This is a genomic window from Sporosalibacterium faouarense, from assembly GCF_016765695.1.
Classification (GTDB): domain Bacteria; phylum Bacillota; class Clostridia; order Tissierellales; family VENL01; genus Sporosalibacterium; species Sporosalibacterium faouarense.
In genome coordinates, this window is sequence record NZ_JAETGO010000061.1 from 1 (window position 1) to 25,763 (window position 25,763).

A 25,763-nucleotide genomic window follows, 5' to 3' on the forward strand; every position below is an offset into this window, starting at 1 on the left:
TCAGGTGGAGTAGAGTCTCCATCTGAAGCCCCGATGTTCTGCTTTAGCAGAACGAGTTCACTTGAAAATTTCATGACAAGATATGATAGATTTGCAAGATTAAATCCTTAACTCTCTCCATAAAAATATATACTAAAGAATGACTCACAATATTTAAACTTGCTGGAATGACGTGTATATATTTTTTATGTATATTTTTGCAATTGAGGTTGTATCCCTATATATAAAAGTAACTAAGATCTAATCTTGCATAAAATCATATTATTTAATACATGAAATCACACTTACTTCAAAAATATTGCTTAATATGTTTTTAGAAATATTTTTGTCCTTATTCTTTGTTAAAAATCTAGTTCTTCTGATATTTCAGGATGCAATATATCTATTAAAAGTTTTAATCCTTCATCTATAAGTCTTGGTGAAGGTCTACTAAATATATCCTCATTCACAGTGTAATAGTTTTTATCCTGAATCGCTGACAATATGCTATAGTTTTCTCCAGTTGTCATTGTGTCAATATTGAAGCTTCCTCCAAATATAACATCTGGGTCTTTGTCTATCAGTTTTTCTATACTATATTTCCATCCTGTCACATCACTAGCGGCATTTTCTCCACCTGCTATTGCAATCATTTCTGATACAAAGGTGTCACTACCAGCAGTGTATTCACCCCATTGTCCAGTTCCTACAACATAATATACTGATGGCTTTTGTTTAATATTACTTAACTTCATATTTGTCATTTGAACTTTTGACTTCATGCTAGAAACTAAAGCCCTTGCTTCATAATTTTTATTCATTATAGCTCCTAGCTTTAAGGTGTATTCATACATTTCTTCAATTGTTTCTGGGCTTGGTTTTGCTATTACTTCTATACCTGCTTCTTCAAATTTATTTAAAACCTCTTCTTTATAGTGGGTTGCTGCTATTATCATATCTGGTGATATATCAACTACCATCTCAATGCTTGGTTCAGTCATACTACCAACTACTTGAATAGATTCAGCTTCTTGAGGATAATTGCAATACTGAGTTCTTCCTTGTAGTTTGTCCCCTGCTCCTAAAGCGAAAATAGTTTCAGTAACACTAGGTGCCAATGACACTACTGTCTTAGGTTGGTCGTATACAGTGTATGTACCTTCTGCCCCTTCTATAGTTATTGGATATACTATTTCTTCCTTCTTATTTGCTAAAACTCTGCTATTTTCTCCATCCCAGCTTATTTCATAACCTAATGTTTCAAGAATAAATCTTAATGGTAGATATACTTCCCCGTGCTTTGTATAAATTTTTGTATCTAATTCAAGATTTATATCATTGACTTTAACCTTATTAGTGTCTAAAGTGAATTCAAAGGAAACTTTGCTATTTTTAACTTCTACCACTTTACCTGAGCTTGATACATTAAATCCCATAGATTCTAAAGTTTCACCACTAATTAAGGTCCTTCCCTCTGTTACCTCTAGGTTTTCAGTTTTTACTGATCCATCTACACTTAACCCTATTCCTGCCGCAGAAGCAGTCATAGTAAATATAAGTGTGAACAATAATACTAAAGGTATTAATTTTAATTTTTTAATCATCATATTACCTCCTAATTTTATACATTTTAAAAATTATATAATCTAAAATGAAATATATTTTATTGAGGAAATTGCATATTTACAATTTAAATATATTTTTGCAAGATTTCATCTGAGCTGCAACTTATTTAGTCACTTTTTCCTTAAATTGAATAGTAAAGTAGCATTTTATAAGATAAACCTTTATCAAAATCCTTCATGAAATTAAATTTCATTAATTAAAATTTCTTTTAATGCAGTTATTAACTTAATATTATCCTCTCGACTTCTCACTGCCAATCTAATATATCTGTCATCTAAACTCAAGAAGTCCTCACAGGTTCTAATATTAATATTCTCTTTAAGTAATCTTGTTTTTAATTCTTTAGCATTGCTTTTCTTTAGCTTACAAAGAAAGAAGTTTCCTTCACTGCTAAATACATCTAAATATCTAATTCCCTTTAGTTCTTTGTATAAAAATTCCTTTTCCCTTGTGTACCAATTCATAACCTCTTTTCTATATTCCTTATCCTCTAGAAGCTTAGGCGTAGACCCTAGTGCTAAGGCATTTAAAGTCCAAGGCTCTTTCATTTCATTTAGCCTGGAGATTATATTCTTATTACCTATTCCATAACCTAATCTTAGCCCAGGAATAGCATAAAATTTAGTCATAGACCTTAAAATATATATAGGATATTCCCTTATTAATGAAATTGAAGACTCCTTATCTGTGAAATCTATAAAGGATTCGTCTATAAAAATGGTTGCCTTTATATCCTCCATCTTTATTAAAATATTTTCAATTTCTGATTTATCCATAAATACGCCAGTTGGATTATTGGGATTACATAAAACAATTACTTCTGGCTTTATTTTTCTGATTTCTTTTAATAATTCTTCTTTATGCCAACAAAAATCGTTTGTTTCCCGGGAAATATAGCTATATATATCACTTTCTGTCATTTCAAAGGCTCTTCTATATTCTGTAAAAGTAGGTTCTATAATTAATACTTTTTTAGGTTTTAATGCCCTGGCAAACAAATAGATTAGCTCAGTAGCTCCATTTCCTAATATAATCTCTTCAGGATGTATTGATAGATATTCAGCTAAAATATTTTTACTGGTTTCTCCATCTATTTCTGGATACCTAATAATAGTATTAAGCTTATCTTTTAGTTCTTTTATTAACTTTTCAGAGGGTCCTAGAGGATTAACATTAACACTAAAATCCATTACTTCCTTTGTGTTTTCTCCAAAATATCCTCCATGCTTATTCATAATACTTCCTCCTCTATTCCAGTTGGAATTAAAATCTATGTGCTATTCTTTTGTACAATGAAAGTATAAATGGGGATTTCATAACAGTTTTAATAATCATTTAATAAATACATTAAATTGAGAGAATCACATGTTTATAATTCAAATATATTTTAGAAAAATTCCATCGCAGCTATGACTTCTTAAACCAAGAAAACCATTGCAGCTACTAATACCATAATAATCTCCGATGCATACATTACTCTAATAGTTTCTAGGATTTTTTGAGGTTTTAAATCTTCTATTGGGTCACCGATTGTAGGTTTATATATGGTCTCCCCAAAATAAGTATTAGTCCCCCCTAGTTGAATCCTTAATAGTCCTGCAACGGCCGCCTCAGGATATCCACAATTAGGACTTTTATGATTTTTTCTATCTCTTATTAAGATTTTAAAGCCTGTTTTTATATCAAACCCTAATACTAATCCTCCTAATAACATACATAAACTACCTATTCTAGCAGGAACAAAGTTAGCTATATCGTCTATTTTTGCCGATGCAAAGCCTATATCTCTGTATTTTTCGTGTATATATCCTACCATTGAATCGAGAGTATTAATCGTTTTATATATGAATATCATTTGTAAGGGCATCCCTAAAAATATTCCAATTACAAAATAGAATATTGGAGCTAATACTCCGTCAACAGTGTTCTCTGCAACAGTTTCAACTGCTCCTCTTACCGTTTCCTCTTTAGTAAGCTGCGTTGTATCCCTACCGACTAAATATGAAAGCATCTTCCTACCTAGATGAACATTCTCTTTTTCCAATGCCTTATAAACTTTTTTAGTCTCTACAGCTAAACATTTAGCTGCCAATGCTGTATATGTAAGGTATACCAAGACGATATCCTTAATAATTGGGTGAATAAAATTAGTAACAAATAGTATAAGAGCTATTACAATAAAGACTGTAACTAAACTAAGGAAAATAAGTAGAAAGCCACCAACCTTTAAATCCACTATTTTCTGTTTTCTAATCATTCCTTCATATTTTTTTATCATCCAGCCAATATACCTTATTGGATGAGGCCATCTTTGAGGATCACCCAAAAAGAAATCTAATAGAACAGCAATGACAAGTATCAAAATATATTTCATGACTATAACCCCATTATTTCTTTTATCTTATTAAGATCAATATTTTCTTTTACAATCTTAGCTAACTTGTCATATTCCCTTTCCTTCAAATCTTTATAGCTCAAATTCGAATCTTTTATTTCCAATCCTTTTTTCTCTCTAATCCTTTTAATAATATTCTTTCTAAAACCATCATTATCAAAAATTCCATGTAAATATGATCCAAACACACTGCCATCCTTATTTACAACACCATCCATCCTGCCTTCATCTAACTCAATAGCATAGTGAGCATCTTCTAGAATCTGTGTTTCACCCATATGTATTTCATAGCCATGAATGAAATCTTCTCCTCCACTATTAAAGAAATCTACTTCTGCTATAAATCTTCCTTTGGTTTGAATTGTCTTTTTATCTTTAAGCATTGTCGTCTTTATATCTAATAAAGATAGTCCATTTATCCTAGCACTATATGACTCAACACAATCAGGGTCTATGATTTCATGCCCCAGCATCTGATATCCACCACAAATTCCTATGATAGGTACCCCATCTCTATGATTTCTATATATGGCTTTATCAATATTACTATTGATAATAAATTCCATATCCTTAATTGTATTCTTACTACCGGGAATAATTATTAAGTCAAAACTCTCTAATTCCTCTGGATGAGATATGTACTTGACTCTAACATCTTCTTCCATTTCTAATGGAGTGAAGTCGGTGAAATTGGACATATAGGGAAGCTTTATTACTCCTATATTTATTTCTCCTGAATTGTCTCTATCAAATCTAGTGGTTACACTATCTTCATCGTCTATTTGTACATCCGTGTAAGGAATTACTCCTAAGCAAGGTTTATTGATTTTTTCCTCAATCATTTTGATTCCAGGTCTTAATATATCAACATCGCCTCTGAATTTATTTATAATAAAACCTTTAATTCTCTCTCTCTCTTTCTCCTCTAAAAGCATAATTGTTCCATAAATAGAAGCAAAAACTCCACCCTTATCAATATCTCCAATTAATATTACTGGTGAGTTAACCATTTCTGCCATACCCATATTAACAATGTCATTTTCTCTAAGATTGATTTCTGCGGGACTGCCTGCTCCTTCTAAAACAATTACATCAAAATTAGAATCAAGTCTATTATAGGATTCTAAAATTATATTTTTAAATTTAGGTTTACTTTTAAAGTAATCCTTAGCTGTCATATTCTTAAATACTTGTCCATTAACTATAACTTGACTACCCACATCGCTTGTAGGCTTTAATAGTATAGGATTCATCTCCACAGCTGGTTCAATTCTAGCTGCTTCTGCTTGCACTACTTGAGCTCTCCCCATTTCCTTTCCATCCTTGGTTACAAAGGAGTTTAAAGCCATATTTTGAGACTTAAATGGAGCAGTATAGTATCCCTCATCTTTAAATATCCTACAAAAAGCCGCTGCTAGAATACTCTTTCCAACTGATGAAGCAGTTCCTTGAAACATAATATTTTTAGACAAATAATCATCTCCTAGCTATTAGTGCTTAAAAATAAAAAAAACACATAGAGAAGGTCTATGTGCTAATATTCACAAAATGAATCTAACATACTTCCCTCCGAAGCAACTTTCATTTTCATCAAGGTAGGTCTCCTGACTCGTAGTTCAACTTACTTTCTTCTCCTTCCCGGTTTCCCAGTGGTTATAGAAGATTTCATCTCTACTTACAGTAGCGGGGGCTGTAGAGGATTTTCACCTCTTTCCCTTTTAGGCTCCTTTTACAGAGCACCTCAATTTTATTAAGTTTTTAGTCACCTTTATTATAGGTAATAACTATATGTTTGTCAATAAAATCCTGCTTATATTATTTTTCCATTTTTCAAATGTATTATATCGTCTCCAAACATTTTGCTTTCCTCATAGTTATGAGTAATAAGGATAGTTGGAATCTTAAACTTCTCTTTAAAAAACTTAAACTCCTTATAAATAATCTTCTTTGTATCTACATCTAGTGCAGAAAATGGCTCGTCTAAAAGCAAAAGATCCGGTTTTATTACAATAGCCCTTGCCAAAGCCACTCTTTGCTTTTCACCACCGGAAATGTCCCTTGGGTATTTCTTCTTTAAATGTTTTATTCCAAAAGTCTCTATTATATATTCTGAATAATTAATAAGTTTTTCTCTATGAGTTTTATCTTTGTACTTAGATTGATTTTTAATACCATACATAATATTTTGAGAAACCGTTAAATTAGGAAATAAAGCATAATCTTGAAATAAATACCCAATATTTCTTTTTCTTATAGGTACATTAACTTTAGAATAAAAAGTGCTATTATCATCTTCTTTTATTATGTTATTAAATACTATATTGTCACCTATAACAATTCTGCCTTCATCTGGAGTAGCTATACCAGTTATACAATTAAGTATAGTGGTTTTTCCAGCACCTGATTCTCCGTGTATAACTAAAGTTCCTTGATTAAATCTGTAATTAATATCTACTGAAAAATCATCTAACTTTTTCCTGATTTCAAAGCATATTTGCATTTTATAGCACCTTCTTTTCTGATATGTCTGGTACATAAGTTATTTTTTATTTCCTAAATAATTTCTTTTCTTTGCCCACGTATTCAATCCAAATATCAATACAAAGCTAAATATTGTCATTACAAATACTAAAGTGTTTGCAACCTCTGTTTTTCCTGACTCTACTGCAAAATAAATGGCAGTTGGTATAGTTTGTGTCTTTCCATAAATATTTCCTGCTACCATAAGTGTTGCACCAAACTCCCCTATGGCTCTAGCAAAGGAAAGTACTATGCCACTTACAATTCCTGGCCATGCAAGAGGAAAAACAATAGTTCTAAATACCTTCCACTCACTACTCCCCAAGGTTCGTGCTGCATTCTCATAAACAGGATCTATGACAGCAAAGGCTGCTTTCACATTTTGATACATTAGAGGAAGAGAAACTATACAAGCTGCAATTACTGCTCCTACCCAAGTAAATACGACTTGAATTCCAAAATACTCTAATAAAAGTCTACCAATAATACCTCTCTTACCCAATACAATTAGTAGAAGATATCCCGTTATTGAGGGGGGCAGAATTATTGGCATAGTGAGTATACTCTCCCAAATATTTTTGCCCCTAATACTCTTTTTATTAAGTATATACGCAAAAAATACTCCGAAAATAAAAGAAAAAACTGTAGCTATACTAGCAATTTTTAATGAAAGTAAAATAGGTGAAAGCATTAGTATATCGTAAATCCGTATTTTTCAAATGTTTTTTTTGCATAATCTGTATCAAGAAATTTATAAAATTCCTTAACTTGCTCTTTTTCTTGACTTCCTTTTATAATTGCTACAGGATAAACAATAGGATCATGACTTTCTTCAGCTACCTCAGCAATGATTTCTCCTGTTTCAAGCATTACTGCATCGGATTTGTACACCAAACCACAATCAACATTTCCTGTTTCAACATATTGAAGCACTTGCCTTACATCCTTTGCAAATACCAGCTTGTCCTTAATTTGTTCCCAAATTCCCATGTATTCTATAGTCTGTTGAGCATATTTCCCTGCTGGAACAGAGTCAGGTGTCCCTATTGAAATTGATCCTACAGAATCGTTAGTTAACGACTCTAATGTAACTTTATCACTTTTTTCATACGCTGCTATTAATACTAATTTATTTCTCAATAAATTTTTTCTAGATTCAATATAAATAAGTTCCTCATCTTCTAATTTATCCATATGTGACTTAGAGGCAGAAATAAATAAATCACATGGGGCTCCCTCTTCAATCTGTTTTCTTAATGTTCCTGATGCAGCAAAATTAATATGTAATACATCATCACTTCTATTAGCATATTCCTCTTGAATTTCTGTAAGAGCATCTGTCAAGCTTGCTGCGGCTGAAATACTGATAGTATGCCCTTGAGTATCATCAATAGTTTTATTACACCCCATAAAAACAATCACAGAAATCAATATAAGTACAAAGACCAATCTTACTTTTCCCATAAAATCCCTCCACTTTTTTATAATGCCATTACTAAGTTTATTTTTTATTTTAAAACCAATTAAACCAAACTAAACCAAACTCAGTAATACTAATTTATACTATATTCAATATCTTGTACCTTGTCAATGGATTTAAAATCATTTATTATGATATTATAAAGATTAAATCATTACTTAAAGGAGAATCTACCATGAAGGAAGAAAAACTGTATACTCCAGAAGAGCTTTCCGAAAAATTAAAGCTTTCTAAATACACTATATATGAAATGATAAAGCGTGGCGATATTCCTGCTTACCGTATTGGCAGGAGTCTTCGTGTTTCAGAATCTCAGCTTAAGCTTTATTTTATAGAAACTAAGAAAGTGGAAAATGTTTATAACGCAGAGATTATTACTGAAGATGATTCTACCTACGCTTTGACTAATGGAATAAAAATTAGAGTTTCAACAGAATTAAACGGTCGTGTAAAAATATCTATTCCACCAGAAGATATCCTTATAAGCATAGATACTTTTACAAGCAGTGCTCGAAATATGTTTAAAGGAACCGTTAAATCTATAGATATTAATGAGAATAAAGTAAAATTACACTTAGATATTGGCATCCCTATTCTAGCCTTAATTACAAAACAATCTATGGATGAAATGAATATAAAAAAGGGAGATGAACTCTACGCTGTTTTTAAAACCATGTCAGTTAGAGTTATTAACTTATAGGAATCCATCTATATCAATATTAAAATAGAAAAAACACATAGAAAAATCTATGTGTTAAATTAATATGGATATTATCTTTATTCTCCAAAACTACTTATTATCAGTCCTTTTAAGGACTGAATACTCTCTTTTTCATCATAACCTTCTGCTTCAATTATTATTTTATCTCCGCATTTAGCTCCCATACTCAAGATGCTCATTATACTCTTAGCATTGTATTTATTTCCTTCTTTAATTATATTAATTTCTGAACTAAATTTATTAGCTTCTTTCACAAACATACTTGCTGGTCTTGCATGTAGACCTGACTCATTCTCTAACTGCAGCTCTACTTTATACATTTTATCCCCCCATTTAAAATCTATTTATACTTCTTATTTCCATTAATAACTTGAAGTGCATAACATAGCTCGTCATCAGCTATATCTATATTGTAAACTTTTTCTAATTTGACGATAGATTTTCTCATTCTTGAGAATTCCTCACTGTGTTTAGTTATGAACGATTCAATATCATCAAATATAGCCCGTTGTCCAGTAATAACCCTTTCTATCATGAATCCTAAATGTATAGTTAGATTAGTAATTAACGCTTTATCTTTATTTAAACTATGAAGGTTTAAATCATTAATAAATTCTCTTATATATATTACGGCTTTTTTAGGGTTTATATATAATGAATACTCTTCAAGCATTTCTACTGAAGTATCATAGCATGATTTAGGTTGAGATATATCTCCGTCATCACTCTTACTCTCAATAAATTTATAAAATCTATATCTAGTTTTCTTATTCATAACATCTTCCATTGAAAAAAAGGGAAGGTCATCTTTAGGTTTAATATTTCCTACGCAACAAATGATTTCATAATCTTCTTGGAGCTTCTTATATTCCGCAGTATTACTTTTAATAGCCATATAATTCATTGTAATTATTTTTATATCATTATTATCATTTTCTTGCAGGATGTTTAAAAGTATGTTTTTTAACATAATACTTGTGCCTTTACCTGTAGCACAGACTGTCATTATAGCTTTTTGTCTTTTTATGGATTTCTTGGTTTCGTGTTGATCAGCAATAGAAAAATAAATTTCATCCAAGCTATCATCTTTATATAATACCTTCCTTAATGTCTCCAACACTAAGGGAGTAGAGACTTTATGAATAGTCCTAGTAACAATACCTGTTTCATCTGTTATTCTTCTGCCAAAATCTTTGAGTGATCCCATATCAACAAGTATTATTACCCCTTTCCCCTTATCAATTGCCTTTGCCATAGCCAATGCCTTCTGATACACTTCTCCTACATCCTTCTCTAAAGGCATATCAATAGCCTTAACAATATCAGAGTTTAATAATCTATTACATACACTTGCCATACTTGAAGCAGTGCTATTTCCATGGCTAATTATTAATACACCTATCTTATCATCCTTAGTAGTTTCTATTTCACTATTTGCTAATAGAATAGCAATAAATCCATTTTCATCAATAGGAATAGATAGACTAAATTTTTCTTCGATTTTCTTAACCATTAATGATGCAACCTGATACTCTCTATTATAAATTTCTCTTATCTTAGATAACTCATGATTTACTATTGGTTTTTTTAATTGAACTCTTTCTATTAGTGAATTTAAATGAAAAGCGAGACTAAATAAGATTCTATTATCAAATTCCTTATTTAATTCATTAGAAGCAAAATTAATTAACTCAACTGTAAAATCTACTATTACTTTGTCTAATATTTTATATAGCTTTCTTACATTAAAGTTTTGGTAATTAAATCTCTTTATTATATTTTTAAAATAATTTTCTATTTCTTTACTAATCTCAATATCAATTTTCTCTTGACTTAGTCCTTTTTCCTTAAGCTCTGAAAGCCTTTCAGTTATTTTAATATATACATTCTCACTTGAGACTTTACGATCATATTGTTTCTTCTTCGACGGATAAATGCTCATATCTTCATGAAATATATTTAGATATTCTTGGGTATCTGTATCTAATTTATTTAGATTAAAAATAGAATCTTTAATAAACTTGGGTAATAAATCAAACTCAATTTTTAAGTCCTCTTCACTTTGTAAATATCTTAAAAATGCCCTAGCACAAATCAATTTAATATCCGACTTTAACTGACCAATATTACCTTTACACTCATATATCACAAGAGCTTTTAACACTTCTGAAGATACTATTAGCTTTCGATTAATTCTTATAGCTTCTTCAATAAAGAGATTTTCAATTATATTCATTCTTTCTCCGATATCCTTCTCCGATAATGGCGCTAATGAGATTATTACAGGTATCCTTCTTAAGAAGGTTTTTAATAACACTTCTTGAGGATCTTCAGTGGTAGCAGCTATTATTAGGACATCACTTTTCCTAGCATTTTCAGTTTCACCTAATCTATGAAATTCTCCGTTATCCATAAGATAGAAAAGCATTTCTTGTCCATCAGGAGGCAATCTATGAACTTCATCTAAGAATAAAATACCTCCATTAGCTTTTTCAACTAATCCAACCTTATCCATATCTGCACCAGTAAAAGCTCCTTTTACATGACCAAATAATTGTGATAATAAAAGCTGAGGGTTATTGTAATAGTCAGAACAGTTAAATGAGATAAATGGATAGGCGTCCTCAGAAAGATTTTTTGCTTTTTTAGCATATAAATACATTGTATTTGCAAATGTGGTTTTTCCCACTCCACTTGGGCCAATAATTAAAGTATGTAAGCCATTAGGAGGGTACATAATAGCAGCTTTGGCTTGATCGATTTGTGTTTTTAAGCTAGAGTTACTTCCCACTAACGCTTTAAATGGGTCACTAGCTTCTAAATGATGGATTTCTTTAATACTATTTAATAAATCATATATCCCTTGACTACTATATTCTTGATGAATTTTACTATTTGGTAATAGACATGCTAAGCCATCAGTGGCTATAAATTTAACTGGCCTACTATTTATTTTTATAAGCTTCTCATCTTTAGTTAGTGTGTTTAGCAAAGTACTTGCATTATTTCTAATTATTCCTAGCTCTTCTTCTATTTCCTTTGCCTCGACGCCTATTTCCTTTCCATTTAACAAACAACTCTTAATCCTCTCACAGGATGTTTCTTCCTTTATATAATTATATACTTCATCAATCTTCTTCATATTACCCTCCTTTCCATCATTATTTTTTCTACTAATTTAAAGATTTCATTGAAGCTTTTTTTAATTTTTCTCAAAAGATTTATCATGTAGATATAATTTTATAAATCTATTATTTATGCCTCTCATCTACTTCTATAATTTTATCAGTTTTTTTAGACATAATTTTAAACTTGTTAAATTGCTTTGGCAAAGGGATATTATCACTATGTCTTTTAAGATATAGTACCAATGCTAAGGTACCTATTGCCACATAAATATTTTTTGTAAAGAAAGTGATAATCAAAAGAGCTGTAGCCATTACAACGAGAAAATACCATTCCCAAACCTTCATTTAACTCAACTCCTTTTTAGAAATATGCAGGCTCTTCAAAAGAGCTTGCTTGTAAAGCTACATATGCATTTGTCTCTACTCTCTCTAACAAATCATAAGCCTTATAAATATCTTTATCCGCAATAAGTATTCCATGTCTTCTTAATAGAGCAACTACACCATGCTTCTCTATTTCATCTTTCCTACTTTTGAAGTATTCAGTAGCTATCTCTGCCAATTCTACACTGCAAGCCTTACCATAAGGAAGCGTAGGTATCTCTCTAAGCTTCTCACATGCTTCATAGAAAATAGGCATATCTTTACCCATACAAGCATATACCATAGCATATTTAGGATGGGCATGTATAACTGTCATGGCTCTAGGTACTTCCTTCAATACTCCTATATGCATGTTTGATTCTCTAGTGATACCACCATTTCCTTCTATTTTATTTAAATTATAGTCTAGCACAAGAATTTCCTCGGGCTTTAATCTACAAAACTTTCTTTGAGACATTAAAGTTGGAGTCATAATAACATGTTCATCGTTTATCCTTATAGAAATATTCCCTCCAGCTGCATTGGTGAGATTTCTATCAAACATTATTCTAGCTATTTCACAAATTCGCTCTCTTTCTTTCAAATATAGCATTTATATCTACTCCTTTATATGTATTGAATTCTAACATCCTTAAGAAATCCTAGAGCTTGATCTATATCAAAATCGGAACTCCCTTCCTTAGTAGCCTTTGATGCACTTATAGCTGTAGCAAATCTAAAAACTTCTTCCAATTCTTTTTCTTGTGCCATCATAGCTACAGCCCCTCCTAAAAAAACATCTCCACATCCTGTATCATTTACTTCTCTTATCTTTGGTGGATATACTCGCAATGTTTTATCCTTTGTACTGATTATACTTCCTTCCCTACCAAGAGATAGAGCTATAACCTCTACACCAATTTCATTTATTCTTTTTAATTCCTTGATATATTCCTCTTCATCAGCTAGTGATTTATTTACCATTTCATTAAACTCTGCTTTGTTTGGTTTAATTAAATCAACCTTTGCTTCTATAGCCTCTTTTAAATATTCTCCACTCACATCTACTACAAGTCTGCCACCATTATCCTTTACTGTATTCAATAACTCTCTATATTTCTCCACAGTAATTTTAGGAGGGGGCCCACCAGCAAACACTACTATATCGTCCTTTTTTACTAGATTACTAAGTTTATCCTTTACTCTATTAAATGTATCATCTTTTATTCCAAAACCCCTCTGGGTTATCATATAGCTTCCTTCTTCATCCTCTGGAACTATTATAAAGCTTTCTCTAGTTTCATTTCCCTGTTGCCAAACATAATCGCATTTAACATTTTTAGCTTCTAAAAGGTTTTGAACTTTTTTGCCATTTTCTCCTGCCAATATACCTGTAGCAATATTTGTGATATCCATACTTGATAGGACAACAGAAACATGAGTGGCCTTTCCACCGATATCATAAATTAATTTCTTCACTTTATTATTGTGGTTTTTTACAAGCTTATTCACTGAGATAACCTTATCTAATGCTGCATTGAGAGTAACTGTATAAATCATAATACTGTCACCTCTTTTTTCATATTTCTTCATCTCCTAAATTGAAATAATCCTTTATTTTTCTAAAATCAGTATTTAAGATATCATCTTCTGTTAGTCCACAATATTCAGCAAAGCGTAATCCATTATCAAACTCACCTACTTGAAGAGGATAATGGGCATCTGAATTTACTAGAAACTTGACTCCCTGCTTACTGCAGCTTAAAACCATATCCTTAAATCTTTCCCAATTTTCTTCATCCTTGGCAAGTGCCCTGTTATTTATTTCAATAGCAGTTTTTTTCTCTAATAAAACAGGAATTATCTCATCTATATCTATTGAATAATATGGATAGTTCAAGTGAGCTATTGATTTAACATTATATTTTAGCAAACATTTTTTCAGTGCCTTAGTATTTAATATTTTTCCTTTATCTTTCCACGAAAATGGATGGAAAGATGCAATGACAAATTTGAGCTGATTTATAATTGACTCTGGTAAATCCATAGATCCTTCGCAATCTACAATATTAGCCTCTACTCCTGGATATATAATCAACCCAGAATCAGATTGAACATTATCAATCAAACTTTTAAAGTAATAATCATGAGCTGATGCTTCCATTTTAGGACCGTGTTCAGTAATAGCTATACATTTTAAATCCTTCTCGATAGCTACCTGTACAACTTCTCTGATTGTCCCAAACGCATCTCCACTAGCTATGGTGTGGATATGAAAATCTCCTATTAAATTCATAGTTTCTCCTCGTTTATGGATGCATTACAGCATCAAATTCTTCTTGAGGTATAGCTTCTGGAAGCTTTCCTCCTCCAATCACCATTGAACAATAAGCTATTTCAGCAACATCTTCAACGTATTGAGCTTTAAGATATGCATCTTCTAGATCCTTCCCTACTGTAATTACTCCATGCTTTTCTAATAGACATGCATCAGATTCCTTTAATGGTTCTATGATGCTATTAGCCAATTCTTGAGTTCCTGGTCGTCCATATTTAGCAATAGGAGTTCTTACTCCATATGCTACAGCTTCAAATACTACTGGCTTTATTTCTAATCCTTGAACTGCAAATGCAGTAGCATAATGAGAATGGGTGTGGCATACTCCAAAAACATCATCCCTTTGTTTATAAGCTACAAGATGAACCTTCAATTCACTTGATGGCTTTACATCTGATTTAAGCTCTATAATATTACCTTCTATATCTACTACAGCTATATCTTCTTCTTTAAGTACTTCACGAGCAACTGCCGATGGAGTAATCAGTATGTATCCTGTCTCATGATCCCTTATACTGAAGTTTCCAGACTTATGCTTACATAACCCTTCATTATCAGCTCTTTTAGCAATTTCAACAACTTTTTTCTTTAAATCATTTAACATATTTATCACTCCTATCAAATTATTATGAGGAGCATTCCTGCCCCTCATTTATTCCATTATTTATGCATTAGTGCTTAGCTCTTGTTCAGCCTGTTCTTCCCTCTTACTCATATGCTTGTAATACCATACAAACAATGCCAACCATGCAATTAGAACTCCTAATCCTACAATATTTCCATTTATGATATCTGCTCCTTGAGAAAATACCCATCTAAATACTGGCATCTCCATACCGTTCCATGTGATTAGTTGATTAGCTGGAATATCTATTGTTCCAACATCTCTACCAAGCTTAGTTATAGTTGGAGCAAAGGTTGTTGCAACATATAGGAAAATAGGCGTAGTAATTACTCCTAATATAATCATTCTAAGTAGGTTTTTACCCGTTACAATTAAAGCTGGTACTATAAAGCAAAGATTTATTATACCACCGAATGGTAATGTTCCATTTCCAGGTAATATAACTGCCATAAGTAAAATAACAGGAATTAAAACAATAGCTGCAACCCATAACTCAGGTTGACCTGCAAGGAAAGGCCAGTCCAAGCCAATATAGAATTCTCTACCTGGGAACCTCTTTTTCATAAACTCTCCAGCAGCATCAGAAATTGGCGCCAATGCTTGCATAAATAGCTTTGCTACCATAGGGAACAACATTAAAGCTGTTGCTGCTTGAACTCCTAAAGTAAGAGTTGATTTGAAATCATATCTAGCAAATAGAGCTATTAATATTCCTACAATAAATCCCATAATATGATTTTCTCCAAATATACCTATCTTTTGTTTTAATTTAGCTGCATCTATATTTAAGTCCTTTAATCCTGGAATAAAATCTAAAATTCTATTAATTGGTGCTAAAATAACTGCAAATAAGCCCATGGAGTGTGGTAACGCTATTCCAGGTATTTTTGTTATTTTATAAACTTGTTTTTGAGTTAAGTCAGCATTTTTCAGTTCAAATACAACTTGAATTCCTGCTACCACAAGAGCTGCTGGTAGACTTCCTGTAACTCCTACAACTAAAACTGCCGTAAGTATTTTATTCCAAACATTCCACATGTCTACGTTTAAGCAATTAGTCCATCCAAAGCCTAGCATTACTAAATTTATTACTATTTGAATTGGGAAAATAAAGAAAGCATATGGCCATGCCCATGCTATAGCTGCCAAAGGTGTCCAACCTAAATCTAATGCATTTAGCTGTAATCCAGTATTATTTACGAAAGCCTCGGAAGCCGGACTTATGGCTCCAAACATAAAGTCCAAAACCATACTCATTCCTAAGAATGCCACTCCTAAAGTAAGTGCTGATGTAAACGCTTTCTTAAGCTTCATCCTAATAATAAGACCTATAATAATCATTAGTGCTGGTAAAAACACAGCTGGTCCTAAATCCAAAATATAATTAACAATTTGCTTTAACACTTTTCTTCCCCCTTATTAAACAGATTAAATCTACCCTTTAAGTGTCTTTTCTACTTCCTCCAACGCCTCGTTCATTCCCATTCCTGTTAAAAATGGGATACCACTTATTACTGGGACATCAAATTTTGTAGATGTATTTGGTGTTATTGATATATATAGGTCACAGTTTTTAATATATGTATCTAGTGATTTGATATCTACCGCCTCAACTTCTGCGTCTATCCCCCTTTGCTCTAACAAGTCAGCAACCTTGGATGCTACTGTCTGCGAAGTTGCCACCCCTGAACCACATGCTACTATTATTCTTTTCAATACACACACCCCCTTAGTTAAATAATCTATATACTCTTCTGTCATCAAAAGTAATGTCCATTACCAGTTCAACCCCTTTTAAAAGACCTGTGTTTCTAGAATATCTATTACCTCTACTACTTCTGTGCAACTTTTTAATGAAGTTAGTATTTCTTTGTTACTAAATATATCCATTAACTTTTTTAAAACATCCACCTGTTGCTCTGGATTATCTATAGCCATTACAAAAACAAGCTCTGCAGGTATATCATTAACACCATTTCCCATCTCCTTAAAGAATACTGGCTCTTTTAGATTTGCAACTAAAATTGCTGGTTTAATAACATACTCAGGCTTTGTATGGGGTAGTGCAACCATAACACCTGGTGTAGGCAATCCTGTTGGATATACTTTTTCCCTTTCTATAACAGCATCTTCAAATGATTCTTTTGCATATCCTTTTTCTATTAATTGTGCAGATAATTTTTTAAGTAAATCTTCATAATCTTTTGCTTCTACATTAAATAAAATCATGTTTGGATCAAATAATGATGAAATTGCACTAGTATTCATTCTATACACCTCTTATATATTAGATTTTTTATCTAAAGTTCTTCTTTAGCAATTTAAAGTTGCAAAGTTTATGCCAATTTATTGCATAGTTTATAAACATTGGTATTATCAATATTTAATATTCAATTATGCACTATTTTTCCTTGTACTTAATTAGTGCATAGTTCTAAAAGCTAAATTAGCCAAAAAAAGCAAAAATAGAGACGATATCGTCTCTATTTCTGCTTTTACAAATTGTTTTAACACATCTATATATAACAATGGAGGTTAGTGTATAAACCCATTGGTAACTAGGTTAATACCTTATTTTGAGTTACTATTTAGGTAATTATATATAACCACTGCCCCTTGTTCTCTGTTTATTTCTGCTTGTGGATATAAGTATCCATCATATCCATTGATGATGCCTAGTCCATTGGCAATAGCTACATGCCCTTTAAGTTCAGATGATATCTTATCTGCATCTTTAAAGTTAACTACATATATTCCTTCTATACTTGCAACTTTATCATACCCTAATGATCTTATGATAAATTTAACTGCCTCTTCATTAGTTATAGTTTCTTGAGGTGCTATCTCTTCATCTTTTATAATTCCTGCATTTTTAAGTCTATCATAAAGAGCTTTATCAAATTCATCTTCCTCAGAATATGGTTTTGCTATATAATAGCTATTAGCTTTAGCAAGAAGGTATAAGAAATCTCTTTGAGTAATCTCTGACTTCGGCATGAATTTATCTCCAGGTAATGATATGCCATATTGAGCTAAGACCTCAATCTGAGATTTTGCATAACTATCATCTATGTCAGTATATTCGATTACAGTTTCTTCTTGATATACATCACCATTATATGTCAAAATATCTCCAGTATTTGCATCTATGGTTAATGGCTTATCTTTCTTCATTGCATATACTAATTTAATTTCCGGAGTTTTACTTTCATTTTCAATTTTTATATTTTCATTTTGAGAGTAATCGGAAATATACTTTAACTCCATTCCAATTTCTTTCATAACTGTATTAAATGCCTCATCCATATTCATAGCATTTACAGTAGTAGGAAGGTCTCCTTTGAACCAAGTATAATTATAATTTGTTACTTCTCCTGTTATAGTGTCTACAGAAACATTAAATCCATCTCCATATACATATGCTCCATTTGCTTTTCTTTGATAGTTTAAACTATATTGTCTAGGTAATTCTTGATTATCCAATGGATATACTCTAGGTTCTTGCCATGTTACATATTCAACCTTCTTAAATTTATCAGACTGTAGATTTTTTATAAATTCTTCAGCTATTTCCATTGATTGTTCTTTATTATAAATTGCTTTGTCATCTTCATCATGTTTATTGTATTTATTGAAACTTTGTATTTCTCCTGTTCTAGCGTCTACATTAACGCTAACACTTCTCACTGTTTTTTCACTGTCATCTTCAAATCTTATGCTCCAAGTGAATTCTCCCTTGTTTCTCCATTGAGAAAAAAGATTAATATATGATACTTTAAGACTATCATCAATTTTTAATTCTTCAATTGCAATTTTTTGTGCTTCTTTTTCGCTTAATAATCCTGACATATCTTCAATTGCTGCTTTTTCTGCTGGACTTAATGATGATTGATTAGCAACTGTATCTACCGCTTTTTCCGATCCAGCGTACATTCTATAGTAATTACCTTTAGTAATTGCTTCACCTGTTTTTGCATCTATAGCATTTTTATCAGTAAGATTAGTATAAATTAAATATGGTTTAACTTGATTATCTTCATAGTTAAATTTATAAACTAATTGTAATCCTATCTTATCTTTATAGATTTTTTCCGCACCTTGTAAAGTTAAAATCTTTTCTGGACTAGGAAATTTCAAGTCATCTTCCCAATTGCAGTAGTAGCTTCTCACTTCACCTGATTCATTATCTATGTTAACTCTTATTGTATTGTTAGAATACAAAATTCCATTCTCTTCTCTTATGTATATCAGATTATAGTATCTTGAGTTTACATTTAGTATACCTTCATTATCTTCAAGTTTAATATTATCTTTGGACTCTGGATTAACTTTTTCAATAAATTTTTCTGCAATTTCTTTAGCTTCATTCAAACTAAATTTTGCTAGTCTTGGACCATACTGTTCTGGATTAGCATCATGTTGATAAAAATCTGTAACCTTTCCATTAGTATCTATAGTTACATTTATACTTCCCAGCTTTCCATCACTATCATTCCAGTCTAATCTAAATTCAGTTTTACCATTATAACTATTGACATTGTAATTAAATTCGTCATAACCATCTGTGATATTAAATAAATTCTTTGCTTTAACAATTGCCACCTTTAAATCCTCATCATAATCAGAAGAATAATTTTTGCCTGAATAGTCAGCAAAAGTAAATCCTGTAGAAACAACTGTTAAAACCATAACTAGAGCCATGAATAATGCTACTTTTCTTTTCAATTAAAATACCTCCTTATTTTTTATCTTTTATATATAAGACGGATTGTTCAGAAAAATGTTCCATTATTTTTATTTATTTTTTAATATTATCCATTTACTATCAAATTAAATTCTTCATCATATGATGTAATATAAAATATATAATTAATGGGGTTTTAGCTATGAATAGATTAATATATTATGTTGAGATAACAAGTTTATCAGGAGTCCTAGCTCTGTTTAAGTCTTTATTTGGTACGATCAATATATCCTATATCGTATTATTAATATTGATTGCCCTTGATACATTCACAGGTATGTCAGTAGCCCTAAAGTATCATAGGTTCAGTAGTAAGGGCCTATGTAAACTCTTAAAAAAAATAATAACCTATAGTATGGCTATTCTAACTATTAGACTCTTAGAGGTTGGGATACTAACTATAGTTGAAACTATCTTTATCTCTCAGGTTGTAGTGACCTTTTTACAGGTTACAGAAACAGTAAGTATATTAGAAAATCTTACTCTATTAGGAGTGCCTTTGCCTGCTAATTTTATTAATTTCTTAATTAAACATATTAAAATACCGGGATTAAGTGATGCTATAAGACTTGGTAGAAATGAACAAAAAGATTTAACTGAAATAGACGATATTATTAACTATCAAATACCTACATTTGAAGATAAGAATGTTAGAGAATTATTAAAAATAAAATTTAACTTCTGGAGAACTATAGCCTTTAATATTAGAACTATATTTGACGATAATAATAATACAAGTTCTGAACATATTTATTATAAGTTTATGTCATTAATGGAAATTGAATTGAAAGACATGAATAAAGAATTAAAGAATGCTGACATTCCCAATGAATATCTAGAAAAGTTCGAAAAAAATTATCGTCCACAAGTCGATAGTTTTCTCCAATATATGAAAGGTGTATGTAATTCTGAAAAAAATAATGATGAAATTAAAGATGATATAATAAATAAAATTGTAGTATTGTCCTATGAAACTATATTAAAAACTCATAAGATTTTTAATGGTAATTCATAATTGATAACATTTAAAAAATCCAGTTACCTATACTGGATTTTTTATATATACTTGATGGAAACGGCTTTATTCTTATCTACATAGAATTCATCACTTAACCCGTTCACTAGAACTAATCCCCTGCCATTACATTTTAATTCCATAGGGTCATACGCTCCTTCATCAAAACAAAATCCCATTCCTTCATCGGTAACTTCTATTTGTAGTCTATTGTTTTTTAATTCTAATCTTATCTTAATATTTTTGCTACAATCTTTTGAGTTCCCATGTATAGCCCCATTTGCTACTAATTCATGAAGTATTAATTTTGTATCAAATAAAAGTGTCTCATCATCAATATTTTTCTCAAGTTGATTTAGGATATCTTGTAAAAACCCTTTTATCTCATTTAAATCGCTACAAATAGACTCGTCAACTATAAAACACATAAGAAAACACCCACCTAAACAAATAATAGTATTGAACGTGAAAAAATCATGCATATAATTTCAGTTAGTAGTATATCATAAAAATAAGCTTTTATCATGTTGATTCCCTTTTCAGTTATATTTTACCCACTATTTTTTTCTTTAATCTAATTATAAAAATAAATTCTTATTTATTTTTAGTAAATTATACCAATTATTTTTTTTATAAAATAGGAATTTTCTAGGGATAAAGTATTTTTTTATTTTATAGTTATAAAAAACATAAAAAGTAATAAAATAATTATAGAAATAAGTTTAAACTTTAGATTTATTGGGTAAAATTATCTTAGAATTAATAATTTACCAATATTTAAAATGAAAGGAGTTTTTTTATGGACAAATATGTATGCATCCCATGTGGATATGTTTATGACCCTGCTGAAGGAGACCCAGATGGAGGTATAGAGCCTGGAACAGCATTTGAAGATCTTCCAGATGATTGGGTTTGCCCAATGTGCGGTGTTGGAAAGGATATGTTTGAAAAACAAGAATAATAATCTAGCTATTTACATAGCTAAAAAAGTGGCCTAGGCCACTTTTTTTAGTCTATAACAACTGGTTAACTCTCAATATTTCTTCTATTGTATTTAACACTTTTTCTCTATTAGTTTTCTTAGATGCCGAAAATGGAATTATGAAGTCTCTATTTTCAACTCCTAAAGTCTTTTTTATGTCGGATATATGCTTATCAATTTTACCTCTAGATATCTTATCAACCTTTGTAGCAACAACAATACCATTAAATCCTACAGACTTAATCCATTCATACATTCCAACATCAAGCTCAGAAGGAGTGTGCCTTATATCAACCAATTGAATTATCTCTACCAAACTTTTTCTCGAAGTTATATATGTTTCTATCATTTTAGCCCATTTATTTCTAGACTGTCTAGATACTCGAGCATATCCATAGCCAGGAAGGTCAACAAATCTAAACTCATCATTTATACTGTAAAAGTTCAAAGTTTGAGTTTTTCCTGGCTGTCCACTGGTCCTAGCCAAGTTTTTTCTATTAATTAAGCAATTAATTAGAGACGACTTCCCTACATTAGACCTTCCAGCGAAAGCTATCTCTGGGACACCTTCTTCAGGATATTGGTCAGGCCTTACAACAGTACCTAAGAGCTCAGATTTTTTAATTTTCATTTTTTTCATCCTCTTTGACTAAGGCATGGCTTAGTACTTCTTCCATATTTTCAACAAACACAAATTCTAGCTTCTTCCTTACGTTGCTTGGAATATCTTCCATATCCTTTTTATTATCCCAAGGTAATAATACTTTCTTAATTCCAGCTCTATTCGCTCCTAGTACCTTTTCTTTAATACCACCTACAGGCAATACTCTCCCTCTAAGGGTTATCTCACCTGTCATTGCTACCTTGCTATTAACTGGCACATTAGATAGTGCAGATATTACAGCAGTTGCCATGGTAATTCCTGCTGATGGTCCATCTTTAGGTATTGCTCCTTCTGGGATATGTATATGTATATCCTTTTCTTTGTAGAAATCCTTATCAATTTCAAACTCTTCAGTTTTCGATCTAATGAAACTAATTCCTGCCCTTGCCGACTCCTTCATTACATCTCCAAGTTGTCCAGTTAATTGAAGCTTTCCAGTCCCTGGCATAGGAGTTACTTCTATTGATAAAGTCTCTCCCCCAACAGCAGTCCAAGCTAATCCAGTTACAATTCCAATTTGATTCTCTTTTTTTGCTTTTTCCCTACGATATTTTTGTATACCTAAATATTTATTTAGATTCCCTGCATTTATCTTAGCAGAATCTATATTTTCCTCGACCATTCTCTTTGCAACTTTTCTGCATATATTTGCTATCATTCTTTCAAGATTTCTTACCCCAGATTCTCTTGTGTAACTGTTAATAACCTCTCTTACTGCATTTTCAGATATGTTTACTTTTTTATCCTTTAATCCATGTTCACCAATCTGCTTAGGTATTAAGTATTTGTTTGCTATTTGAAGCTTTTCTTCTTCTGTATACCCCGATATTCTTATTACTTCCATTCTATCTAATAATGGCCTTGGTATAGTATTTAAAGAGTTTGCTGTAGTAATAAATAATACCTTAGAAAGATCAAATGGTGCTTCAAGGAAGTGGTCAGTAAAGGTATTATTCTGTTCTGGATCTAACACTTCTAATAGTGCTGAAGCAGGATCACCTCTAAATCCACTACTTAATTTATCTATCTCATCGAAAAGGAATACAGGATTTTTAGAACCAGCTTTTTTAATTGATGAAATTATTCTTCCTGGTATAGCTCCTACATAAGTCCTTCTATGTCCTCTTATCTCAGCTTCATCCCTTACTCCTCCAAGGGACATTCTAGTAAACTCTCTATTTAAAGCTCTAGCAATTGATTTGGCAATAGACGTTTTACCTACTCCTGGAGGTCCAACTAAACATAAAATAGGACCTTTCATGCTATTAGCTAATTCTCTTATAGCTAAGTATTCAAGAATTCTTTCCTTCACATCTTTTAAACCATAATGATCTTGGTCTAAAATATCTCTAGATTTTTTAATATCTACTCTATCCTCAGTTTCCTTGTCCCAAGGCAAGTCTACTATCCAATCTAGATATGTTCTAATTACTCCTGTTTCTGCTGAAGATGGTGATACTTTAAGTAATCTCTCTGCTTCCTTTAACGCTTTTTCTTTTACTTCATCGGGCATATCAATATCTTCAATTTTTTCTTTATATTCTTCTACCTCTTGAGCTATACCCTCATCTTCACCAAGCTCCTTCTGTATAGCCTTTAATTGCTCTTTCAAATAGTATTCTTTTTGAACCTTATTAATTTGTTTTTTAACTCTTTGAGCTATTTGCTTTTCAATCTGTATAACTTCTAACTCTTCTTCTAATATAGCATGTAAGGTTTCTAATCTCTCATATGGATCAAAGGCCTCTAGTAATCGCTGCTTATTTGTTGACTTTAATTGTATATATGATGCAATAACATCAGCTAGACGACCAGGCTCTTCTATCTCTGAAACAGTAATAAGAACATCGGCAGACACCTTATTACCAGCACTCGTATATTCTTCAAATTTTTCTATCACCATTCTCATAATAGCTTCTACTTTTTTATCTTTTTCAACCTCTGTACTATAAGAAGGTTCTTCCAGCTTTGCTTCATAATATGGTTCATCTTTTATAATCTCAGTAATTTTAGCACGATTTATTCCTTCTACCAAGACTCTTACAGTGTCTCCAGGTAATTTTAACATTTGTTTTATCTTACATATTGTACCTACATGATAAAAATCTTCTGGTGTAGGCATATCTACTTTTGCTTCTTTCTGGGAAGTTAAAAAAATCATTGAATCATTTATCATTGCCTTTTCCAAGGCGTTTATAGACTTATCCCTACCTACATCAAAGTGTATTACCATATAGGGAAAAATTGATAGTCCCCTTAATGGTATCAAGGGCATAACTTTACTTTTTTGTGTCCCATTCTTTTTATCCATAGTATCAACTCCTTGAACGAAAAATACCTATATTATTTAATTCTAAAGCATTAAACCCAACTATTATAATTATACAAATTGCCGCTAAAGTATTAAATATCTTCTTATCAATTATTATACCCATAAAACCTAAAAAAGCATAAAAATTAAATATAATATGTACAATGACTGAACTAATGTATCCTAATTTATCATATATAAAGCATAACACTATTCCTGTTATAAAGGTAAACAAAATAGTATTGCCATTAAAATGGCTTGACGTAAATATTATAGATGAAATAATAACTGCAAAAATCCGTTTGCTAAATTTTTGAGAAAGCCAACAGTCATATATCATAACACGGAAAGTAAGCTCTTCAACAATCGGAGCTATTATACATATTAACCCAAATCCAATCCCATAGTCAATAAGATTATTATAACTACTTAAAATAGTTCCATTGTTTTGTCCCATACTAATGCCTATAGGTGAAATAATCTTAATTATAATCCTATTTATAAAATGTACTAAGATTATTAGCGAAGGTGTTATTAGAATGGAATGAAGTATTTTATCTGGATATATCTTAAATTTCTTTATACTAATATTAAAATACAAACTATACCTTGTATCCCTTTTAAATTCACCTTTGTATATGAGTATTAAAAATAATGTTACGGAAGGAGCTAAAAATAAATTTTCAAAAAAAATCAGTAGTATGATTTCACAGATAGGCAAGATATACTTCAGAGATTTCATTTTTAATTGGTCAAGAAAAATCCAAAATGTACTATATTGCTTAAATATGATTCCAAACAATACTATGGAAATTAAACTTTCTAACACGAATGAAATCTCCATTACACTTCTTCCCCCTTTAGAAGTATAT

25 protein-coding genes and 1 riboswitch are annotated in these 25,763 nt (G+C 31.1%); of the genes, 3 read left to right on the forward strand and 22 right to left on the reverse strand.

Annotated features, from left to right (window positions below; genetic code table 11):
- Positions 1–341: 341 nt before the first annotated feature.
- From JMO20_RS11700 to modA, 7 genes are all read right to left on the reverse strand, one after another.
- Complete coding sequence (locus JMO20_RS11700) at positions 342–1,583, reverse strand: helical backbone metal receptor (RefSeq protein WP_202709860.1); 1,242 nt, start codon at positions 1,581–1,583, stop codon at positions 342–344.
- Between the two features lie 204 nt (positions 1,584–1,787).
- Positions 1,788–2,840, reverse strand: a complete 1,053-nt coding sequence (gene cobD, locus JMO20_RS11705) for a threonine-phosphate decarboxylase CobD (RefSeq protein WP_202709861.1) — start codon at positions 2,838–2,840, stop codon at positions 1,788–1,790.
- A gap of 182 nt (positions 2,841–3,022) precedes the next feature.
- Complete coding sequence (cbiB, locus tag JMO20_RS11710) at positions 3,023–3,979, reverse strand: adenosylcobinamide-phosphate synthase CbiB (protein ID WP_202709862.1); 957 nt, start codon at positions 3,977–3,979, stop codon at positions 3,023–3,025.
- Between the two features lie 2 nt (positions 3,980–3,981).
- The gene (locus tag JMO20_RS11715) at positions 3,982–5,472 is read right to left on the reverse strand and encodes a cobyric acid synthase (protein ID WP_279380115.1); all 1,491 of its coding nucleotides are present in this window, start codon (positions 5,470–5,472) and stop codon (positions 3,982–3,984) included.
- 105 nt (positions 5,473–5,577) lie between these two features.
- Positions 5,578–5,759, reverse strand: a riboswitch (cobalamin riboswitch).
- A 51-nt stretch (positions 5,760–5,810) separates the two neighbouring features.
- A complete protein-coding gene (locus JMO20_RS11720) occupies positions 5,811–6,500 on the reverse strand; it encodes an ATP-binding cassette domain-containing protein (RefSeq protein WP_202709863.1) in 690 nt (229 codons plus the stop codon).
- A 39-nt stretch (positions 6,501–6,539) separates the two neighbouring features.
- Positions 6,540–7,211 carry a molybdate ABC transporter permease subunit gene (gene modB / locus JMO20_RS11725; protein WP_202709864.1) on the reverse strand — a complete coding sequence of 224 codons (672 nt, stop codon included), beginning with the start codon at positions 7,209–7,211 and terminating at the stop codon, positions 6,540–6,542.
- The gene (modA, locus tag JMO20_RS11730) at positions 7,211–7,984 is read right to left on the reverse strand and encodes a molybdate ABC transporter substrate-binding protein (RefSeq protein ID WP_202709865.1); all 774 of its coding nucleotides are present in this window, start codon (positions 7,982–7,984) and stop codon (positions 7,211–7,213) included. The genes modB and modA overlap by 1 nt, the downstream gene beginning before the upstream one ends.
- A 191-nt stretch (positions 7,985–8,175) precedes the next feature.
- On the opposite strand from modA, the gene JMO20_RS11735 reads away from it, so the two are divergent.
- Positions 8,176–8,700 carry a helix-turn-helix domain-containing protein gene (locus tag JMO20_RS11735; RefSeq protein ID WP_202709866.1) on the forward strand — a complete coding sequence of 175 codons (525 nt, stop codon included), beginning with the start codon at positions 8,176–8,178 and terminating at the stop codon, positions 8,698–8,700.
- A gap of 77 nt (positions 8,701–8,777) precedes the next feature.
- Here the strand turns inward: JMO20_RS11735 and JMO20_RS11740 are convergent, their stop codons facing one another.
- From JMO20_RS11740 to JMO20_RS11790, 11 genes are all read right to left on the reverse strand, one after another.
- Positions 8,778–9,041, reverse strand: coding sequence for an HPr family phosphocarrier protein (locus JMO20_RS11740; RefSeq protein WP_202709867.1), 264 nt, complete (start codon positions 9,039–9,041; stop codon positions 8,778–8,780).
- A 20-nt stretch (positions 9,042–9,061) separates the two neighbouring features.
- Entirely contained in the window at positions 9,062–11,863 is a 2,802-nt protein-coding gene (locus JMO20_RS11745) for a sigma-54-dependent transcriptional regulator (RefSeq protein WP_202709868.1), read from the reverse strand.
- A 109-nt stretch (positions 11,864–11,972) separates the two neighbouring features.
- Positions 11,973–12,194: a hypothetical protein gene (locus tag JMO20_RS11750; RefSeq protein ID WP_202709869.1), complete on the reverse strand. Its 222-nt coding sequence runs from the start codon at positions 12,192–12,194 to the stop codon at positions 11,973–11,975.
- 16 nt (positions 12,195–12,210) lie between these two features.
- Entirely contained in the window at positions 12,211–12,825 is a 615-nt protein-coding gene (locus JMO20_RS11755) for a class II aldolase/adducin family protein (protein WP_202709870.1), read from the reverse strand.
- Positions 12,826–12,839: 14 nt separating this feature from the next.
- Positions 12,840–13,805: a 1-phosphofructokinase family hexose kinase gene (locus JMO20_RS11760; RefSeq protein WP_207753492.1), complete on the reverse strand. Its 966-nt coding sequence runs from the start codon at positions 13,803–13,805 to the stop codon at positions 12,840–12,842.
- Positions 13,792–14,508, reverse strand: coding sequence for a PHP domain-containing protein (locus JMO20_RS11765; RefSeq protein ID WP_202709872.1), 717 nt, complete (start codon positions 14,506–14,508; stop codon positions 13,792–13,794). The genes JMO20_RS11760 and JMO20_RS11765 overlap by 14 nt, the downstream gene beginning before the upstream one ends.
- A gap of 13 nt (positions 14,509–14,521) precedes the next feature.
- Positions 14,522–15,154 (reverse strand): class II aldolase/adducin family protein, encoded by a 633-nt coding sequence (locus JMO20_RS11770; RefSeq protein WP_202709873.1) that lies wholly within the window; start codon positions 15,152–15,154, stop codon positions 14,522–14,524.
- Positions 15,155–15,214: 60 nt separating this feature from the next.
- Positions 15,215–16,579, reverse strand: a complete 1,365-nt coding sequence (locus JMO20_RS11775) for a PTS galactitol transporter subunit IIC (RefSeq protein ID WP_341534024.1) — start codon at positions 16,577–16,579, stop codon at positions 15,215–15,217.
- 30 nt (positions 16,580–16,609) lie between these two features.
- The gene (locus JMO20_RS11780) at positions 16,610–16,936 is read right to left on the reverse strand and encodes a PTS sugar transporter subunit IIB (RefSeq protein WP_279380116.1); all 327 of its coding nucleotides are present in this window, start codon (positions 16,934–16,936) and stop codon (positions 16,610–16,612) included.
- A gap of 33 nt (positions 16,937–16,969) precedes the next feature.
- Positions 16,970–17,443, reverse strand: a complete 474-nt coding sequence (locus JMO20_RS11785; RefSeq protein WP_202709874.1) for a PTS sugar transporter subunit IIA — start codon at positions 17,441–17,443, stop codon at positions 16,970–16,972.
- 303 nt (positions 17,444–17,746) lie between these two features.
- Positions 17,747–19,900 (reverse strand): S-layer homology domain-containing protein, encoded by a 2,154-nt coding sequence (locus JMO20_RS11790; RefSeq protein ID WP_202709875.1) that lies wholly within the window; start codon positions 19,898–19,900, stop codon positions 17,747–17,749.
- Between the two features lie 161 nt (positions 19,901–20,061).
- Here JMO20_RS11790 and JMO20_RS11795 point away from each other — a divergent pair, with 161 nt between their 5' ends.
- A complete protein-coding gene (locus JMO20_RS11795; protein WP_202709876.1) occupies positions 20,062–20,934 on the forward strand; it encodes a phage holin family protein in 873 nt (290 codons plus the stop codon).
- Between the two features lie 41 nt (positions 20,935–20,975).
- Here the strand turns inward: JMO20_RS11795 and JMO20_RS11800 are convergent, their stop codons facing one another.
- Positions 20,976–21,362, reverse strand: a complete 387-nt coding sequence (locus tag JMO20_RS11800) for an ATP-binding protein (protein WP_202709877.1) — start codon at positions 21,360–21,362, stop codon at positions 20,976–20,978.
- Positions 21,363–21,733: 371 nt separating this feature from the next.
- Here JMO20_RS11800 and rd point away from each other — a divergent pair, with 371 nt between their 5' ends.
- The gene (rd, locus tag JMO20_RS11805) at positions 21,734–21,895 is read left to right on the forward strand and encodes a rubredoxin (protein WP_202709878.1); all 162 of its coding nucleotides are present in this window, start codon (positions 21,734–21,736) and stop codon (positions 21,893–21,895) included.
- Between the two features lie 52 nt (positions 21,896–21,947).
- Here rd and yihA read toward each other — a convergent pair whose 3' ends face one another.
- From yihA to JMO20_RS11820, 3 genes are read right to left on the reverse strand one after another with little or no spacing between them, the layout of a single operon-like run.
- Positions 21,948–22,547: a ribosome biogenesis GTP-binding protein YihA/YsxC gene (gene yihA / locus JMO20_RS11810; protein ID WP_202709879.1), complete on the reverse strand. Its 600-nt coding sequence runs from the start codon at positions 22,545–22,547 to the stop codon at positions 21,948–21,950.
- On the reverse strand, positions 22,537–24,891 hold the full coding sequence (lon, locus tag JMO20_RS11815) for an endopeptidase La (RefSeq protein WP_202709880.1): 2,355 nt from the start codon (positions 24,889–24,891) through the stop codon (positions 22,537–22,539). The genes yihA and lon overlap by 11 nt, the downstream gene beginning before the upstream one ends.
- Before the next feature lie 4 nt (positions 24,892–24,895).
- Positions 24,896–25,735, reverse strand: coding sequence for a CPBP family intramembrane glutamic endopeptidase (locus tag JMO20_RS11820; protein ID WP_202709881.1), 840 nt, complete (start codon positions 25,733–25,735; stop codon positions 24,896–24,898).
- Between the last annotated feature and the right edge of the window lie 28 nt (positions 25,736–25,763).

Excerpts from the sequence above, each read along its gene's own strand:
- JMO20_RS11760 (WP_207753492.1), bottom strand. The coding sequence starts at position 13,805 with ATGAAGAAATATGAAAAAAGAGGTGACAGTATTATGATTTATACAGTT.
- JMO20_RS11735 (WP_202709866.1), top strand. The coding sequence starts at position 8,176 with ATGAAGGAAGAAAAACTGTATACTCCAGAAGAGCTTTCCGAAAAATTA.
- JMO20_RS11765 (WP_202709872.1), bottom strand. The coding sequence starts at position 14,508 with ATGAATTTAATAGGAGATTTTCATATCCACACCATAGCTAGTGGAGAT.
- yihA (WP_202709879.1), bottom strand. The coding sequence starts at position 22,547 with ATGAAAATTAAAAAATCTGAGCTCTTAGGTACTGTTGTAAGGCCTGAC.
- modB (WP_202709864.1), bottom strand. The coding sequence starts at position 7,211 with ATGCTTTCACCTATTTTACTTTCATTAAAAATTGCTAGTATAGCTACA.
- modA (WP_202709865.1), bottom strand. The coding sequence starts at position 7,984 with ATGGGAAAAGTAAGATTGGTCTTTGTACTTATATTGATTTCTGTGATT.
- cobD (WP_202709861.1), bottom strand. The coding sequence starts at position 2,840 with ATGAATAAGCATGGAGGATATTTTGGAGAAAACACAAAGGAAGTAATG.
- JMO20_RS11770 (WP_202709873.1), bottom strand. The coding sequence starts at position 15,154 with ATGTTAAATGATTTAAAGAAAAAAGTTGTTGAAATTGCTAAAAGAGCT.
- cbiB (WP_202709862.1), bottom strand. The coding sequence starts at position 3,979 with ATGAAATATATTTTGATACTTGTCATTGCTGTTCTATTAGATTTCTTT.
- JMO20_RS11740 (WP_202709867.1), bottom strand. The coding sequence starts at position 9,041 with ATGTATAAAGTAGAGCTGCAGTTAGAGAATGAGTCAGGTCTACATGCA.
- JMO20_RS11820 (WP_202709881.1), bottom strand. The coding sequence starts at position 25,735 with ATGGAGATTTCATTCGTGTTAGAAAGTTTAATTTCCATAGTATTGTTT.
- JMO20_RS11750 (WP_202709869.1), bottom strand. The coding sequence starts at position 12,194 with ATGAAGGTTTGGGAATGGTATTTTCTCGTTGTAATGGCTACAGCTCTT.
- JMO20_RS11780 (WP_279380116.1), bottom strand. The coding sequence starts at position 16,936 with ATGACAGAAGAGTATATAGATTATTTAACTAAGGGGGTGTGTGTATTG.
- JMO20_RS11800 (WP_202709877.1), bottom strand. The coding sequence starts at position 21,362 with ATGTGTTTTATAGTTGACGAGTCTATTTGTAGCGATTTAAATGAGATA.
- JMO20_RS11785 (WP_202709874.1), bottom strand. The coding sequence starts at position 17,443 with ATGAATACTAGTGCAATTTCATCATTATTTGATCCAAACATGATTTTA.
- lon (WP_202709880.1), bottom strand. The coding sequence starts at position 24,891 with ATGGATAAAAAGAATGGGACACAAAAAAGTAAAGTTATGCCCTTGATA.
- rd (WP_202709878.1), top strand. The coding sequence starts at position 21,734 with ATGGACAAATATGTATGCATCCCATGTGGATATGTTTATGACCCTGCT.
- JMO20_RS11745 (WP_202709868.1), bottom strand. The coding sequence starts at position 11,863 with ATGAAGAAGATTGATGAAGTATATAATTATATAAAGGAAGAAACATCC.
- JMO20_RS11755 (WP_202709870.1), bottom strand. The coding sequence starts at position 12,825 with ATGCTATATTTGAAAGAAAGAGAGCGAATTTGTGAAATAGCTAGAATA.
- JMO20_RS11700 (WP_202709860.1), bottom strand. The coding sequence starts at position 1,583 with ATGATTAAAAAATTAAAATTAATACCTTTAGTATTATTGTTCACACTT.
- JMO20_RS11720 (WP_202709863.1), bottom strand. The coding sequence starts at position 6,500 with ATGCAAATATGCTTTGAAATCAGGAAAAAGTTAGATGATTTTTCAGTA.
- JMO20_RS11795 (WP_202709876.1), top strand. The coding sequence starts at position 20,062 with ATGAATAGATTAATATATTATGTTGAGATAACAAGTTTATCAGGAGTC.